The sequence below is a fragment of the Anoxybacillus sp. CHMUD genome (assembly GCF_013096965.1).
Lineage (GTDB): Bacteria > Bacillota > Bacilli > Bacillales > Anoxybacillaceae > Anoxybacillus > Anoxybacillus kestanbolensis_A.
In genome coordinates, this window is the sequence record NZ_SDLG01000004.1 from 86,472 (window position 1) to 103,485 (window position 17,014).

General features: G+C 41.2%; 15 protein-coding genes and 1 pseudogene. 4 read left to right on the forward strand and 12 right to left on the reverse strand.

Annotation, left to right across the window (positions count from 1 at the left end; all coding sequences use genetic code 11):
* Positions 1 to 11 precede the first annotated feature (11 nt).
* The 4 genes and pseudogenes from ETB99_RS04175 to ETB99_RS04190 form a co-directional block, all read right to left on the reverse strand.
* A pseudogene (locus ETB99_RS04175) lies at positions 12 to 464 on the reverse strand (hypothetical protein); the annotation flags it as partial.
* A gap of 66 nt (positions 465 to 530) precedes the next feature.
* The gene (locus ETB99_RS04180; protein ID WP_171699988.1) at positions 531 to 1,475 is read right to left on the reverse strand and encodes an endonuclease I family protein; all 945 of its coding nucleotides are present in this window, start codon (positions 1,473 to 1,475) and stop codon (positions 531 to 533) included.
* 150 nt (positions 1,476 to 1,625) lie between these two features.
* Positions 1,626 to 3,881 carry a thiamine pyrophosphate-dependent enzyme gene (locus ETB99_RS04185; RefSeq protein WP_171699989.1) on the reverse strand — a complete coding sequence of 752 codons (2,256 nt, stop codon included), beginning with the start codon at positions 3,879 to 3,881 and terminating at the stop codon, positions 1,626 to 1,628.
* A 16-nt stretch (positions 3,882 to 3,897) separates the two neighbouring features.
* On the reverse strand, positions 3,898 to 4,890 hold the full coding sequence (locus ETB99_RS04190; protein WP_171699990.1) for a 2-oxoacid:acceptor oxidoreductase family protein: 993 nt from the start codon (positions 4,888 to 4,890) through the stop codon (positions 3,898 to 3,900).
* 195 nt (positions 4,891 to 5,085) lie between these two features.
* On the opposite strand from ETB99_RS04190, the gene ETB99_RS04195 reads away from it, so the two are divergent.
* The gene (locus ETB99_RS04195) at positions 5,086 to 6,012 is read left to right on the forward strand and encodes an MBL fold metallo-hydrolase (RefSeq protein ID WP_171699991.1); all 927 of its coding nucleotides are present in this window, start codon (positions 5,086 to 5,088) and stop codon (positions 6,010 to 6,012) included.
* A 25-nt stretch (positions 6,013 to 6,037) separates the two neighbouring features.
* Here the strand turns inward: ETB99_RS04195 and ETB99_RS04200 are convergent, their stop codons facing one another.
* On the reverse strand, positions 6,038 to 7,804 hold the full coding sequence (locus tag ETB99_RS04200; RefSeq protein WP_077428451.1) for an ABC transporter ATP-binding protein: 1,767 nt from the start codon (positions 7,802 to 7,804) through the stop codon (positions 6,038 to 6,040).
* Positions 7,801 to 9,555: an ABC transporter transmembrane domain-containing protein gene (locus ETB99_RS04205; RefSeq protein WP_035019650.1), complete on the reverse strand. Its 1,755-nt coding sequence runs from the start codon at positions 9,553 to 9,555 to the stop codon at positions 7,801 to 7,803. The genes ETB99_RS04200 and ETB99_RS04205 overlap by 4 nt, the downstream gene beginning before the upstream one ends.
* A gap of 179 nt (positions 9,556 to 9,734) precedes the next feature.
* Here ETB99_RS04205 and ETB99_RS04210 point away from each other — a divergent pair, with 179 nt between their 5' ends.
* Positions 9,735 to 10,955 carry an NAD(P)/FAD-dependent oxidoreductase gene (locus ETB99_RS04210; protein WP_171699992.1) on the forward strand — a complete coding sequence of 407 codons (1,221 nt, stop codon included), beginning with the start codon at positions 9,735 to 9,737 and terminating at the stop codon, positions 10,953 to 10,955.
* A 9-nt stretch (positions 10,956 to 10,964) separates the two neighbouring features.
* Here the strand turns inward: ETB99_RS04210 and ETB99_RS04215 are convergent, their stop codons facing one another.
* From ETB99_RS04215 to ETB99_RS04225, 3 genes are all read right to left on the reverse strand, one after another.
* Entirely contained in the window at positions 10,965 to 12,275 is a 1,311-nt protein-coding gene (locus ETB99_RS04215; protein WP_164970114.1) for a glycosyltransferase family 4 protein, read from the reverse strand.
* Positions 12,272 to 13,363 (reverse strand): CotS family spore coat protein, encoded by a 1,092-nt coding sequence (locus ETB99_RS04220; protein ID WP_171699993.1) that lies wholly within the window; start codon positions 13,361 to 13,363, stop codon positions 12,272 to 12,274. Before ETB99_RS04220 ends, ETB99_RS04215 begins: the two co-directional genes overlap by 4 nt.
* Positions 13,364 to 13,466: 103 nt before the next feature.
* Positions 13,467 to 13,961, reverse strand: a complete 495-nt coding sequence (locus ETB99_RS04225; protein ID WP_129000321.1) for a glutathione peroxidase — start codon at positions 13,959 to 13,961, stop codon at positions 13,467 to 13,469.
* Between the two features lie 129 nt (positions 13,962 to 14,090).
* Here ETB99_RS04225 and ETB99_RS04230 point away from each other — a divergent pair, with 129 nt between their 5' ends.
* The gene (locus tag ETB99_RS04230) at positions 14,091 to 14,948 is read left to right on the forward strand and encodes a carbon-nitrogen hydrolase family protein (RefSeq protein WP_077428457.1); all 858 of its coding nucleotides are present in this window, start codon (positions 14,091 to 14,093) and stop codon (positions 14,946 to 14,948) included.
* Positions 14,949 to 14,959: 11 nt separating this feature from the next.
* Positions 14,960 to 15,619, forward strand: a complete 660-nt coding sequence (locus ETB99_RS04235; RefSeq protein ID WP_077428458.1) for a GNAT family N-acetyltransferase — start codon at positions 14,960 to 14,962, stop codon at positions 15,617 to 15,619.
* Between the two features lie 70 nt (positions 15,620 to 15,689).
* Here ETB99_RS04235 and ETB99_RS04240 read toward each other — a convergent pair whose 3' ends face one another.
* From ETB99_RS04240 to ETB99_RS04250, 3 genes are all read right to left on the reverse strand, one after another.
* Positions 15,690 to 16,124, reverse strand: coding sequence for a DnaA N-terminal domain-containing protein (locus ETB99_RS04240; RefSeq protein WP_171699994.1), 435 nt, complete (start codon positions 16,122 to 16,124; stop codon positions 15,690 to 15,692).
* A gap of 52 nt (positions 16,125 to 16,176) precedes the next feature.
* Positions 16,177 to 16,422, reverse strand: a complete 246-nt coding sequence (locus ETB99_RS04245) for a YuzB family protein (RefSeq protein ID WP_077428459.1) — start codon at positions 16,420 to 16,422, stop codon at positions 16,177 to 16,179.
* 79 nt (positions 16,423 to 16,501) lie between these two features.
* Positions 16,502 to 17,014: a hypothetical protein gene (locus tag ETB99_RS04250; protein WP_129000323.1), complete on the reverse strand. Its 513-nt coding sequence runs from the start codon at positions 17,012 to 17,014 to the stop codon at positions 16,502 to 16,504.

Genomic DNA, 17,014 nt, shown 5'->3' on the forward strand with positions numbered 1-17,014 from the left:
TTTCTTTTGGTGGCTTTCGCTACACCTAATGCCGGTAAGCCGACGCGAACAGCAACGGGCAACAACACCGCTCCAAGTAACGCCACCGCAGGAGATGGCCAGAAAAACCATGAGATCACCATCATTAATATCCCGATCGTCCAATAAGCTAGCGTTGGTGTCCGAATGAATTTCGCAAACGGCGCAATCATCACTTCATTCATTCCGGTAATCGTCAGTAACTTACTCATGGATACAATAATCGATATGACAAGAATAGTCGGAAGAAGTTCTGTGATCGCGTAAACAAAACTTTTAAAAATGGTGCTAATAGAGAGCGGTAAAGATCCTGTCGCTGTAATCGCTAACAAAAAAATGCCTACCATACAAGCTAAAGATGTATCTTTACGCCAAATCATTAATGCGATAATGATACAAATAAACGAGACGTAAATCCAATGTAACGCTGTTAACTCCACACCCATCGTCCTCTTCCCCTTTTCATAAACTGTAATACAGCATATGAAAAAGGGAACGATGTGTGCGAACGCCTAACCACTTTTACGTCCAATTGAAAAATAGAGCTCTTCAACAAGATGTGGTTTATCGATGAACGGATTACGATTGCCTTGAATGCGGAAAATGGCTGCGTTACGATGTTTTTCATACATTGTAACTGGAAACTGTTTATGCCATTGAATGAGTAGCGAAATATTAATTTGGTCAATAAACGACTGTTTGATTGCTCGCGGATAACGAACAAGAAAATACAACATCGCTCGCGCTACTGCTCCTTTTCCGTGTTCAGGTTCGAAATGTTCCCCGTATGCCACGCCACAATCGTTTTGAATGATTTCATTCGGCGACTCAGGTTCATAAAACGGAAAATCGGCATAAGGAAAATTGGAACGAATCGAATTGCAGCGTGGTTCGCAAACGAATAAATGATGCAAATCCCCTTTCATCGGTTCCTTCGCTCCAAACCATGATTGCGGCACGACATGTTCGGCATTAAATTTCAATTGTTGATCAACCAATTTTATTTTTTGATTAAAATCGAGTTCGCCTTTTTTTGCCTTTTTTACAAGCTGAACAAATTGTTCATATCGCTTTTGAATGATCTCGTAATCTTGTAAAATAATTGTACGTGGATCTTTCTTTTTTCCTGAATAAATGCTTTTTACTGTTCCGTCTGGTTGCAAATCGACCCATGTGTACAAATAGTAATCTTTGCTTAAAAAATATGGAATGCGTCGAATGTGCGTCCGTTTTATTAAATCGTGATACGCTTGAAATAACAACTTTCCATCCGTTTGATGATCGATGTGTTCGTAATATCGGTCAATGATGCGCTCTTCTTCCTTTTCGTTATAATATAAAGCGTTTTGTTGCTGAATTTTTTGTTGATTTTCAATAAGTTCTTGCAAAATTTCTTTCTGTTTTTCTTCCCAACGCTTCAGCTGCTCTGCATGTTGATGGATAACATCTTCCACCATTCTTCTCTCCACTCATTTTTACTATAATGTATTCGTATATTGTCCATTACGTCTCCGCTCTTTTGTTTCATACACCTATTATAATCAATATGTACACAATAAAAAATAGAACGGAGCATAGTCATGCCCAGTTCTATTTTCATGACACTTTTATAAATCCGGATGTTCGTGCATTGCTTTTAAACGTCTCCATCTTCGTTCTACTTCTTGTTCGAAAGCAATGAGCAATTCCCGATTTTCTTCTTTTAACAGATGTTTCGCCTTGCCCATATATTTTAACCATTCTTGCAACGGAATACGCTTATTTTTTTCTTCTGGATCGTACGTAATCGTTGTTTTTCCACGTTCTACTTCGTATAGCGGGAAAAAGCATGAATCTACCGCTACTTTCATGATTTTTTCCCCGTATCGCTCTTCTGATTTCCAGTTTAACGGACATGTAATAAGTAGTTTACCGTACGCTGTTCCTTCATGTTGAGCATACCACTGGGCTTTTGCCGCTTTTTTAATTAAATCTTGCGGAAACGCTTCTGTTGCCGTAAACACGTATGGAATATTTGTAGCCGCCATAATTTGCGGCGTATCTTTATGATGAAACGCTTTTCCTTTCTGTACTTTCCCAATGCCTGTTGTACTTGTCATATGTCCAATCGGCGTCGAATACGACATTTGCGAACCTGTATTCATATATCCTTCATTATCGTACTCTAGCATAATCAGTTTATGGTTACGAAGTGCTGTGCCAATTGCTGATCCCATGCCAATATCCATGCCACCGTCGCCTGTCACCATAACAAACGTGATATCATCAGAAATTTGAATATCTCCACGGCGTTTCATCTCAAAAAACGCTTCTACCGCCCCAGATAATGTGGCTGGACCATTTTGGAATAAATTATGAATCATCGTTTGCTTATGCGAACTGTACGGATAAGCCGTTGTGACCACGTAAGCACAACCGGTTTGAAATAAAACGACAACATCCCCTTCAATTCCTTTAAAAAACAACTCGAGACCTGGAAAAATCCCACATCCTGGACATGCACCGTGACCTGGAGCTAACCGTTTTGGTTTTGACGTTAACGCTCGAAGCGGAGGAACTTTTACTTTTAATCTTTTCGTCTCTTCATCTTCAATCACTTGAATAAGTCCGCTTTTAAATGCATCACCATACATTGGCTCGATGGCTTGTTCCCATTTCTGTTTTGGATCCCCTGGTACATGTCCAAAATAGTCAAATGGCTTTTCAGCGAAACCTTTTTCTAAAGTTTGTAAAGCAATATCAAAAAATGATTTCGCGTCATCAGGGTAAAAATCTTTTCCACCAAGCCCAAAAATGCGCGTTAAAACAATCGTTTGATTGTGTGGATCTTCCTTTAATGCGGATTTAATTTCATGTGTCATATTTCCTCCGTGCGCCCCGTATGAGTCGGCACGTTCACCGACAAGAAGCACTTTTACATGTTTACATGCTTGTCGGATGGCTTCACTCGGAAACGGACGAATCATATTCGGGCTCATGACACCTGCCTTTATCCCTTTTGCTCGCAATTGATCGACAACATCTTTTGCTGTTTCTGCTGCTGAATTAATTAAAAATAACGCCACTTCTGCATCTTCCATTTTATACAAATCAACAAAAGGATATTCTCGTCCTGACAATTGCGCATATTCTTTCGCCACTTGTTGAAACACATGAGCTGCCCGATATAACGCTTCTGATTGTTGATAATGATTATTAATTAAATCATCTCCATTCATATGTGCACCAATTGTCACTGGTTTTGTTGGATCGGATGCGTTCGGAAAATGAGTTGGTCGCTCCCCGATAAACGTTTGAACAACTTGACGATCTTTAAAATATTGAACTTTTCGTTTTTGGTGCGATGTGAAAAATCCGTCGTATGCCACAATAACTGGCAAACGTACATCCTCATGCTCGGCAATTTTTAAAGCCATAATATTCATATCATATACTGCTTGCGGAGTGCGTGCTGTTAAAATAACCCAACCTGTATTTAAAGCAAAATATAAGTCCGAATGGTCCCCGCGAATATCTAATGGCCCACTAATCGAACGAGTCACTAAATTCATGACCATCGGAAAACGTGTCCCCGATTGAACAGGCAACTGTTCTAACATATACATGAGGCCATTTGCACTTGTTGCATTAAATACGCGAGCGCCCATGACTGTCGCACCATAACAAATCCCTGCGGATCCATGTTCTCCATCGGCAGGAATAAGTATAATATCATGTTCCCCGCGCGCTTTCATTTGATCTAATAGTTGAGCAATTTCTGTTGAAGGTGTAATTGGAAAATATCCCATGAGATGATAATTGATTTGTGCAGCAGCAAGGGTCGCCATCTCATTCCCAGACTCAAATGCAACTACTTGTTCCATATGTGTTTTCCTCCTTTCACACTCTCATTCGCTTTACCGTATGAGTCTCGGCAAAGCCAATTTGTTCACGATATGGCGTTAACGCACTCGTTGGACATGCTTCTACACATTTTAAACAGCCTTTACAATATTGATAGTCAATTCCTTTTAAAAACATTTGTTTTCTCCCTTTACGATCTTCTCCTTCTTCCCACACGAAACAAAAATCTGGACAAACGGTGTCGCAGGCGGCACAATGAATGCAATCTTTTTCCTCCCATTTCGGCAAAAACCCTTGTCGAGAGCCGCTTAAGTCTTTCCATACGCTATTGCCGTTTGTTATAATGACTCCACCGATCGTTTGTGTCTCATAACCAAACAAAGGATACGGACGAGAGAACGGCTTTCCTGTTTCTGATAAAGCGTCTTCACTCTTATAAAAATGAACTTCTTCATATCCACGTTCAAATGTACGAATATTTGCCTCAACGAGGTGTGGATATTTTTTTTCAAACGTTTTACGAATCACTTGCTTCATTTTCTCGGGATCAAGAAAGTGACAAATGCGAAATAATGCCCCGAGCATAGCTGTATTCACTTTTGTTTTTTCCTCTACCGCAATTCCAAGCGCATCGACAATCGCGAGTGTTCCGTATGACAAGCGTAGATCGCAACGAATATGCTCAGCACTTCTCACGGAATTAACGAGCACAATGCCATCTCGTCGCAATCCACTAATGACATCAACCATTTTATAAAGAGATTCATGGAAAACCCCGATGACATGCGGTTGTTCAATTGGACTATGATCGCGAATGTGTACATGCTCATCACAAAAGCGAATATAACTTTTCACAGGCGATCCTTTCTTCTCAGAACCGTATGTTGAAAAGTTTGCAGCATTTAATCCATGCCCGAGCGCCCCTACTTCTGCAAGCATTTTCCCCGCTAAATTCGCACCTAATCCCCCGATAGACTCTAGACGTATTTCAAAAAACCCTAATTCATTTGTTTTTGGTAAAATAGACATCGAATCCCCCTCATTCGTCAATCGTTCTTTATTTTATAAAAAAATTCAAAAAAGGGATGTGACAAAAATCAAACATAAACACATTTTTGATTTATACAAGCAAAAAAAGGAGTGAAATTATGTTGTATAACAAGGGGATTTTGTATATAACAGAGTCGCATATTTGAATGAAACACCCATATTGGAGGAGAAAAAATGAGAAAGCGATATGAAAATTTAGGTGGCGTCCCAACAACGAAATCGTTTGCTGACTTGCGGAAATGGTATGCGGAAAGAAGACAAAAAAAGAAAGACTGGTCATATATTTTGCCTCGCGAACATATTCAACCTTCGTTGCTACATACAAATACGGAGCAAACGCTACTCACATGGATAGGGCATGCGACATTCATTATTCAAATAAACGGATTGACGATTGTTACAGATCCAGTTTGGGCAAAACGATTAGGAACGATCCGCAGACTAACGGAGCCCGCTCTGTCGATTGACGATGTACCTCCCGTTGACGTCATATTAATTTCTCATAGTCACTACGATCACCTACATTTTGCGAGCATTAAAAAACTGAAAGGAAACCCACTCATTCTTGTACCGAGCGGGTTACGTTCATCCTTTCTGAAAAGAGGGTTCGAGCATATTGTGGAATGTAATTGGTGGGACACCGTTGTCGAACGAGATGTTTCATTCACATTCGTTCCTGCACAACATTGGTCGAAGCGAACGTTATTTGATACAAATACGTCCCATTGGGGTGGATGGGTGATTGAAGCAAAAGATAAACCGACGTTTTATTTTGCAGGGGATAGCGGATATTTTCATGGATTTCGCGATATTGGGGAACGTTTTCATATCGATTACGCTTTATTGCCGATTGGTGCATATGAACCCGAGTGGTTTATGGGGCCTCAACACGTTACCCCTGAAGAAGCCGTTCAAGCATTTGTCGATTGCCGAGCGAAAACATTTATTCCGATGCATTATGGCACATTTCCGCTAGCTGACGATACACCAAAAGAAGCGTTAGATCGCCTTTATGCTGAATGGAAACGCCGCAACTTTCCGAACAAACAACTACGTGTGCTGAAATTAGGCGAAATCGTACATTGTGAAACCGCCACATAAAGCGTGGCGGTTCAGACTTATTCTCTTATATACATATATCTTCCGTTACCCCATTTTGCAATACGTACATGCGATAATACAATCCTCGTTTTGCAAGCAATTGCTGATGAGTGCCGCGCTCGACGATTTCCCCTTGATGCAAGACAAGAATTTGATCTGCATCCTGAATTGTTGATAAGCGATGGGCGATGGCAATCGTTGTTCGCCCTTTTCTCATCTTTTCAAGCGCTTGTTGAATCGCTTCTTCTGTTTCTGTATCAATGTTTGCAGTCGCTTCATCAAGCACTAATATTTTTGGGTTCATCGCAATTGTACGAGCAAACGCAATGAGCTGACGCTGGCCGCTTGAGAACGTCGTCCCTCTCTCTGTTACGGGATGATCATACCCTTTTGGCAACTTTTCAATAAACGCATGAGCTTGAACGAATTTGGCAGCTTGCTCAATATGTTCATCCGTCAAATGTTGATGATGGAGCCGAATGTTATCTCGTACCGTCCCATAAAACAAAAACGGGTCTTGAAGCACAAGGCCGATATGTTTCCGCAACTCTCTCTTTGGATACTCTTTAATCGAATGACCATCAATCAAAATATCACCACGTTCAAACTCATAAAAACGCATGAGCAGTTGAATAATTGAGCTTTTTCCGCTTCCGGTATGACCGACAAGCGCGACGGTCTCCCCAGGCCGAGCAATAAACGAAATGTTTTTTAGCACATCCCGTTTTCCATCATAACTAAACGATACGTTACGAAATTCAACCGTCCCTTTTTCAATCACGAGCGGTTTTTCAGCTTGTTTCGGTTCTTCTTCTTGTTCATCTAACAATTGAAATACACGTGAGGAAGCAACGAGCGCTTGTTGAAACATCGATAGCCGCATCATCATTTGGTTAATCGGTTCAAAAAAACGCTCTAAATAATTGACAAAAGCATATAACACTCCAATTTCAACTGGACTTTGAAAGGAAGAAATACCGAAGTAACTTAACACAACAATGAGCGAAAACACATAAACTAAGTCTGTTGCTGGACGAAGCAATAAACTATCTAGTTTAATATTTTTCATCGCTGCCGTATAATGTTTTTCATTAATGACTCCGAATTGCTCTTTCATCCGCTTTTGTTGACGGAACGCTTGAATGATCGCCATTCCTTGAAGTGACTCATTTAATTTCGCATTGAGTTGACTTAAACGTTCGCGTAAATCGCTATAAAACACCGAACTGTACTTCCGATACGTACGGATAATAAAATAAATGGTCGGTAAAATGACTAAACAAAAAGCAGCTAATCGGACATCAAGCAAAAACATTGCGACAAACACGCCGACTAAGAAAAAAGCACTTTGAATAAACGTGACAAGCACTTCAACAAACATTTCTTTAATGGCTTCTGTATCATTTGTCACTCGTGAAACGATGCTTCCAGCTGGCGTGCGATCAAAGTAACGCATTCCTAATGATTGCACTTTCGCAAACACGTCTATGCGCAATTGTTGAATGATTTTTAATGCAATCTCTTGGAACTTTAATAATTGAAAATAAGAAAGAAACACTTTTCCGATATGAATCATGATATACGCTGTCGCTAGTCCGATCATTGCTTGAAGCGGAAATGTCATCTGCGCTAAATAATCGTCAATAAAAATTTTTACAATGATCGGACCAAGTACGTCTCCAGCAGTCGTTAACGCTAAAAGAAAAAAAGCGAACAACAACGACTTTCGATGTGGTGCAGTATAGCCCATCAGTCGCATAAACACTTGTCGTTGATTCATATTTGATTTCATTGCGCACCCCCACGTTCCACAAATTGTTCGAGCTGTTGACGAACGTACATATCCCGATACCATCCGTCTTGTGCAACGAGCTCGTCATGCGTGCCACGTTGAACAATTTTTCCATCTTCAAGCACTAAAATGAGATGTGCATGTTGAATGGCACTTAACCGATGTGTCGCAATCATTGTCGTCTTTCCCGCACGATTTTCTTTCAATGACTGCAAAATACGCTCCTCTGTTTGTGCATCTACAGCCGATAGCGAATCATCTAAAATGAGCACTTCTGGATTAAGCAACAGCGCACGAGCAATCGACAACCGTTGTTTTTGTCCTCCAGATAAAGAAACGCCTCTTTCGCCAACGACCGTTTCATATCCTTCTGGAAACTGCATAATATCATCATGCACTTGAGCGAGTTTAGCGACCCGTTCCACTTCTTCTTGACTTGCATCAGGGCGAGCGAACGCAATATTATCTCGGATGGAAGCAGAAAAAAGAAAATGATCTTGCGGGACATAGCCAATCGCTTCACGCAATCGTTCTAACCGATATTGCGTGATCGAATGTCCACCAAAATACACGTCTCCATCTATTCCAACAAACTCCCGCAGCAACACTTTTAAAAGCGTTGTCTTTCCGGCTCCTGTTTTCCCGACAATTCCTAACGTTTCCCCTTTCTTTAACGTAAACTGAATGTGTTGCAATATCGGTTCCGTTTCATTCGGATACGTAAAGGAACGAATGTCATATGTGATGTCACCTGTCGGCACTTCATCAAGCAACCCATCGTCTTCTTGTATATCCGGTTTTTCTCGCAACAATGATGACACCCGATCATACGAAGCCCGACCGCGTTCGACAATATTAAACAACCATCCAAATGCTAACATCGGCCAAATGAGCAGTCCTAAATACATCGTAAAAGAAACGAGCTGTCCAATCGTTAGCTCTCCTTGAACGACAAAACGCGCCCCAAAAACAATCGATAAAAAAAACGACACGCCGACAATAAGCGAAATCGTTGGATCAAACAACGAATCAATGCGAGCAACTGCCATATTTTTTCGAACGACGTCATCAACTTGCGCTCGAAACGATTCAATTTCTTCTTTTTCTTGTCCAAACGTTTTTATTACTTTGATTCCAGCGATACTCTCTTGTACTTTATCGTTTAAAGCAGAAAACGCCTCTTGCGCATAATGGAACCGTTGATGAAGCAAAGAACCGTAATAGCTTGTTAAATACGCCATAAGCGGCATCGGCAATAAACAAATAAGCGTCAGTTTCCAGCTAATTGTTAACGCCATTGTCGCGATGACAAAGCCCCCAATGCATAATGAGTCAACAAGCGTCAAGACGCCAACACCTGCTGTTTGTTGAATCGCTTGTAAATCGTTTGTCGCATGCGCCATTAAATCACCGATGCGGCGATTTTGGTAAAATGACGGCGACATCATCGTAAAGTGCTCATATAGCCGATCGCGCAACAACCGGGCGAGCTTTGCTGCTGAGCCAAAAATCATCGTCCGCCAAACGTAACGACAACCGTACATACAAAGCGCAACACCTGCAAGCAAGCTTAACCACATAATCAGCTTTTCTTTCGTCAGTTCTCCTGCTTTTACAGCATCCACAACATGCCCAATTACTTTTGGGGGAACGAGCTCAAGCAATGAAACGATCGCAAGTAATATAATGCCGATTATGTATGCTTTTTTTTCTTGTTTAAAAAACCACATTAAATCGAGAAATACTCTCATACACCATCCCTACCTTTTCGTGCTTCGATTGTCGTTTCGTTCTATTTTATCAAATATTCCAAAAATAAGAAAGTTTTTTGCTATGTTAGTATATAAATAGTGTTATTCTTATCGCATACTTTTACATATGCAGGCCAATCTAAAAAAGACTAAAACGAATAAAAAAGGTGGTTGTTGCGATGGATTTACAAACAGGAAAATTATACTGGCCAACGACATTTCCCGATGCTCCTTCGTATCCACCGCTAGACAACGACATGCAATGCGACGTATTAATTGTCGGAGCGGGCGGATTAGGAGCGTTATGTGCTTATTATTTGAGTGAAACGGATTTAGACGTTGTTGTCATTGACAAACGAAAAGCAGGGTACGGAAGCACGATGACAAATACGGCACTTATTCAATGTCTTGGAGATAAAATGTTTTTTGAGCTTGTGAACAGTTTTGGCGAAACGTATGCCGCTCGTCATTTGACACTTTGTCAACAGGCAGTCGATGAGCTAGAGCAAATCGCAAATAAATTACATATCGATGTAGAATTTCAAAGAAGAGATAGTTTGTATTACGCAAGCGTGGCCGAAGATGTAACAAAACTAGAAAAAGAATATGAAGCATTAAAAAAACAAGGTTATCCAGTCGTCTGGTTAGACAAGCAACAAATTCGTCGCCATTACCCGTTTGAAAAGCATGCTGCTTTATATACGATGGGAGATGGCGAATTAAACCCTTATAAATTGACAATCGGTTTATTGGAATATGCGAAAACACGTGGCGTGCGCGTGTTTGAAGAAACAGAAATGAACGGAAAAAAACTTGAACAACATATGGCAACATGTTATACGAAAAACGGATATACCATTCGAGCACGAAAAGTCATTTTCGCCGCTGGTTACGAAACGTTAGAAGTAAAACAAGAAAAGAAAGCGCAACTCGTTAGTTCATATGCCGTCGTTACCAATCGTGTTGAAGATTTTTCGAGTTGGTATAAACGAACGCTTATTTGGGAGACAGCTCGTCCGTATGTATATATGCGCACAACAGCGGATGATCGCATTATTATCGGCGGACTAGATGAAAATACAGCTTATGCGGATGACCGTGATGCCAAACTGATGCATAAAAAAGAACGACTGATTGAAGAATTTCACCGGCTGTTCCCCGATATTCACGTCGTTCCTGAATTTTATTTAGCTGCCTTTTACGGTGGGACACACGATGGCCTTCCGATGATTGGGGTATATGATTCCTTTCCGAATTGTTATTTCGTTTACGCTTATGGAGATAACGGTACGGTATATAGTACTGTACTCGCTCAAATTTTACGCGATGCCATTACAGAAAAACAAAATGACGACTTTTATTTATATATGCAAACAAGGCCAAAACTCCCACAAACGTAAGTGGGAGTTTTATGTCGTAATCGCCCATATAAATGATTTTTTCCTCTTCTTATTCGTTATCGCTTTTTCTGGAATAGATGACTCAACGTGTGAAATCGATTCAACAGATGGTTCTATAACAACTTCGTCGATCGTTGCTTCAGTAGAAACAGTTACCAGTGCTACCGAGAGATCCGTTTGTTCAACATGTTTCCATACATCAAGCAAATCTGATGCTACACGTTCCCAGCGATAAAGCGATGTCGCTAATTTTCGTCCGTTTTCCCCCATTTTTTTCATCAATGTACGATTGGATAAGATGTGTGTCATTTTTTCCACAAAATCTTGCGGATCTTCTGGTCTTTCAACAACGACACCATTTTCATTTGGAACAACGACTTCTGCATTGCCACCGCGAGCAGTTGTCACAATCGGAAGCCCTGCTGCCATCGCTTCATAATGGACACGAGCAAGCGGCTCTTGCCATTGTGATGTACAAACGAACAAATCAGCAGCGGCAAACCAGTTTTGAATTTCGTTTGGTGGCACGAATCCGGTCGCCACAACGGGGATTGGCAATCTTTTAGCCAATGAGCGAACGTAGGCAATATAGTCTGTTGTTCCTTCTTCGCTAAACCATTTGCTTCCGACAATGACGAGCGCTAAATCATTAAACCGTTTCGCCAGTTCTGGCAACGCTTGAATGAGTTTATCCACTCCTTTATTTGGCGACAACCGACCAGCAAATAAAATGACGGTTTTGTGATCGATTCCGTGCGCTTGGCGCAGTTGCTTACGAATTGACGTCATATTCGGATGATTCCCTGGTAAAAATCGTCCGGAATCAACACCCGAATAAATCGTTCGTAATTTCCCCTCTGCTTCCGGGTATAAGTTGCGAATGACTTGACCGATGTAGTTGCTAATGGTGACAATGGCGGATACTTGTCGCACCACTTCTTCTGCTTCTTCACGGTTAATTTTCGTAATTTGAAACATATCGTTATGCATGCTGAGCGTAATTTTGGCATGAGGAGCGACTTGACGAATAGGTAAAACAAGACGTGGCCTATTGAAAATGTGGATCAAATCAAACGTATGCGCTTGCACGTACTGAACGACATGATCGCAATACGTATCAAATATGCCTCCTGGGATGCGCACGTAGTGAATGCCATCGATCGTTTCTTCGTTTGGTAATGTTTCGTGTTGTACCCCTAGTACAGTAATGCGATGAGCGGTGCGAAGATGAGGAAGAATCCCAGCAATATACGTTTGAATCGCACCCCCAAGCACGGGAGGAACAGGTAACTTTTCTGTACAAATCATTAAAATGTTCATCGATTTCCGTTCTCCTTCCAATCGTTTTCAATTTCAGCGAGTACTGGCCATTTTGTTGCATCTGTCGCAACAATCGTCTCAATGAGTTGCATCGTTTGTTCGTTTAAAAACAGCTCTGGATCATATACTACTTCTTTTAAATTTTTGTAAAATTCATTCGGAAGTGACAAATCGATCATCAACACGTCATATAATGAAGCGTCGATCGGATTTGCCTCATGATACGCTCGAATCATTTCACGCACCCAATGAACGTCCCAACGGTATAAATCAGCCATCGTACCGGAAATCAGTTTTCGCAAATCGCGAATCGGCAAATCGTATGCGACACCATCTAAATCGATAATCCACATACCATTTGCGCCCATTTGTCCGTTCGACCAGCCGTAATCTTGATGCACAAGTCCCCATTCGCTATTTCCTCGTTCGACTAATTGATGATACGAAGATTGTTGAAGTCGCGCAAAACTTTCACGAGCCTGTGCTTGAAAATGATCGACAACTTCCAATAACATCGCACTTGCAGGCATCTCTTTATACGCCTTCGCTAATTGGCGAAACCAATCCATTTTGTTTATCGTTTTTTCGTACGTTTTCGGCCATTTGTATAACCGTGAAGCGATTTCTGCTCCTTTTGGAGGAACGTATCCTTTACTTAAACGATGAAATTCACCAAGCGCATAGCACAGTTGTTTCGCTCCTTCTAAATCTTTTGTTACCGGAAATAATGGCTCAATCCACTCCGCAACAAACCATAACTTTCCTCCCGCTTCTACATAATCCATTCCGTCCGTCGTTTGTACAATTGGCGGAACGTTCGCTTTTTGCACATCGACTAAATATCGTTGCGCCCCGAGGCTAAATAAACTGCGCGTTGGACGGCGATGAAGCAATTTTAAACTTTTCGGACCTTTATTCGTTTCTAACTTCCAAATGGCTCCCCCTTTATCCGGCTTCGTCGTCACGACTTGCCTACTTTGAACAGATAAATCGTAATGGCGCAAAACGTCTTCTGCCATTTGTTCAATATAATCTGGTACAAAAAACTCGTGCATCGTTTCATCCACGATCCAAGGTTCAATAAGCATATAACCCCTCCTATTTGACATAAATCCCTACTATCTCAACATATGCACTAAAAAAAATTTCGTATAGACATATCCATTACGCCCAACAAAAAACCGCCTCTTTTCATTCAGAGACGGTTTCGCGAAGCAAAGCTTCAATATGTTGTTCTAGCTCAAACGGCTTTGTTGTTGGTGCAAAACGTGCAACGACTTGCCCGTTTCGGTCGACTAAAAACTTTGTAAAATTCCACTTCACCGCTTTCGTTCCTAACATGCCTGGCGCTTGTTCCGTTAAGTAAACGAACAGCGGATGGGCGTTTGGACCGTTTACATCGACTTTCGCAAACATCGGAAACGTCACACCATAATTGAGTTGACAAAATTGCGAGATGTCTGCTTCTGATCCCGGCTCTTGATTTCCAAATTGATTGCATGGAAAGCCGAGCACAACAAATCCCTGTTCTTTATATTTGTCATATAGTTGTTGCAATTGTTCATATTGTGGCGTCAAGCCACATTTGCTTGCTGTATTGACGATGAGTAATACGTTTCCTTTGTACTGCGCTAACGATTGCTCTTCCCCATGAATCGTACGTACGTGAAAATCGTAAATGTTCATTTCACATTCCTCCTTTAGCGCTATTGTAACATACGAATCGTTTTTTCTACATAAACAATGCTTCCATTCTGACAAATGAAAAAATGTTCGTTATAATGGTGAAAAAAGACAAAAAAGAAGGTGTTTTCATTGAAAATGCGTGTTAGTGCGGTTCAATATCATTTACATACGATTCAATCGTTTGAACAGTTTGCGAAACAAGTGGAACATTATGTAAAAACAGCGCAAGAATTTGGGGCTGAATTTGTCCTATTTCCCGAGTTTATGACGACACAGCTTATGTCTATCGGCGATGACAAGAAAGAAGCGTTAACGATTGACGAGCTTCCAACGTTTACAGAAGCATATCGCTCATTATTTTCAACACTTGCGAAACAAACGAATATGCATATTATTGGCGGGACACATGTCATAAAAAGAGAAGATCGACTATATAATGTGGCACATTTATTTTATCCCGATGGAACGATTGCCGAACAGGCAAAGCTACATATTACCCCGACAGAAGTGAACGAATGGAATATGCATGGCGGCGACACATTACATGTCTTTGACACAATAAAAGGAACGATTGCGATTTTAACATGTTATGACATTGAATTTCCTGAAATTGTGCGCATGGCGCGTGCAAAAGGAGCGGACGTCATTTTTTGTCCGTCGTGTACCGATGATCGTCACGGATTTTATCGCGTACGCTATACGTGTCACGCCCGCGCGATTGAAAATCAAGTATACGTCGTCACGACAGGAACGGTCGGATCGTTGCCAACCGTCGACTTTATGCGGGCAAACTTCGGGCAAGCAGCGATTATTACACCGAACGATATTCCCTTTCCACCGCGCGGCATTTTAGCGGAGGGAGAAATCAATGACGATATGATTATTACGGCCGATCTTGATTTACAGCTTCTTTACGACGTTCGCAAGCGCGGATCCGTCACTACATGGCGCGACCGCCGCACAGATTTATATACCGATTGGACATAAGGGGGAGAACGATGTATAAGCAACTTTACGTCTTTCATGACGACCGTCCGATTCCTGCCACCATTCGCAACTATGAAGAAAAAGATATCGATGCGTTAATTCGCATCCAGCAAGAAAGCTTTCCACCTCCATTTCCATCTGAACTATGGTGGAATAAAGAACAGCTTATGAACCATATCACCCTTTTTCCAGAAGGGGCGTTATGTGTCGAAGTGGACGGAGAAGTCGTCGGATCGATGACTGGTTTGATCGTGAACTTCCACCCGAGCGATGCTGATCATACGTGGGAAGAAATAACGGACAACGGATATATTCGCAACCATAACCGAAACGGCAATACGTTATACGTCGTCGACATTGGCGTACGTCCAGCATATCGCAAACTCGGGTTAGGAAAATGGCTAATGCAGTCGATGTACGAAGTTGTCGTTCACCAAAAACTTGAACGACTATTAGGTGGCAGTCGCATGCCAGGATATCATCGATATGCGAATGAAATGACGGCCGAACAGTATGTAGACGCCGTCATGACAGGAAAAATAAAAGACCCTGTCATTACGTTTTTGCTTCGCTGCGGGCGTACGCCGGTGAAAGTCGTCGCTAATTATTTAGAAGATGCTCAATCGTGCAACTACGCCTTGCTTATGGAATGGCGCAATCCGTTTTTATAAAAAATTATCAGGGTGCCTCCAAATAAAGCAACAGGCGCCCTGTTCGAGAGAAAATAAAAACAACACCTTTTTAGTGAATATACGTTTTCGGTACTGGTTGTTCCTCAGCAGATAGTAACCGTTCAAGAAAATCGGTGCGCTCTTGTAGTTGAGCGACTTCTTTTTTTATTTCTTCCATTTGTCGTTCGACTTTCGTTACACGCGCTTCGAGGTTCCACGTTTGTTTTTCGAGGGCGATCATGTAGTTCCACATGCGCATAAATTGTTCGTCAGACAGCTCATGAGGCGCCTCTAACTGAATAATCATTCGCTTCCTGTAAACTTTTTCAATCGCTTGTTCAATGTGAGGCATATACAACGCTTGTATCCAATTTTTTTGCAGTGGGTTTGTACAATGAATGATGACTTTATCGTCTTCCATCGTCGCTGTCGTTCCTTCAATCCATGTTTCAAAAGCAAGTGAGGACATCATGCGAGATAAAACGTTTTTCACTTCTGACCACATTGTTTTCCCCCCTTTCACACATGACATTAAACAAAAATAAAAAAATTCCTGCTTATTTTTTTCGAAACGCCCACCATTGTTTTGTCACTTCATGAGAAATGCGATCATACAATTCATCCGTTGTTGTCGCTTTAACGACTTCGCCATCGATTAGGACAAACGGGCAATGTTTGCATGTTTTACATTTACCAACGCAATCTTTTCGTTTTATTTTGACATGTTTGAATGTTTGTTTTAAAAACATATATAACGTTTTTGTTGCAAACTTATTTTTCTTGCAAAAGTGCACTTTTTTCATTTCGTCACACTCCAAGTATGATAACTATAATCATTTTCATTCCTATCATACTTTGAATGTTTGCTTCCTTCAATGATTTTTACTTGGCATATTGTTGTAATTGCTTAAGCGAACGAATGATGTACGGAATCATCTGCAATAAATCGTCGACATGACTTTCGTTAATCATGCGTTCGAAATCAATCGTCACTTGATGAGTATATCGCTCATGTTTTGGGTATGTATACGTTAACGTTTGGATAACTGTGCGCTGTTCCCCCCAAATATGCTTTAGCGTCTGTTCTACAGCTTGGCAATCGACATGTGTAGCCGAAAAAGAAAACGAAACGGTCATCGTGCATCCGGCCTGCGAGATTTCTTCATATAACAACTCGTTTGCAATATGTTGAAGCGTCATCGCGAGAGAAATAGTGCACGTCACTTTATGCGCATGCCGCAATTGAAAAGAAAGCGCATATGCGCGCGTAAATTTCGCTAAATCAATGATGTCTGAGCGATCAACAACTGTTACGAGTTCATCTGTTACATCTAAATCATAAACGGCTCCTTCTACGACCGTTTTTAAATTGTCGAAAATCGTTGGGTCAAACAT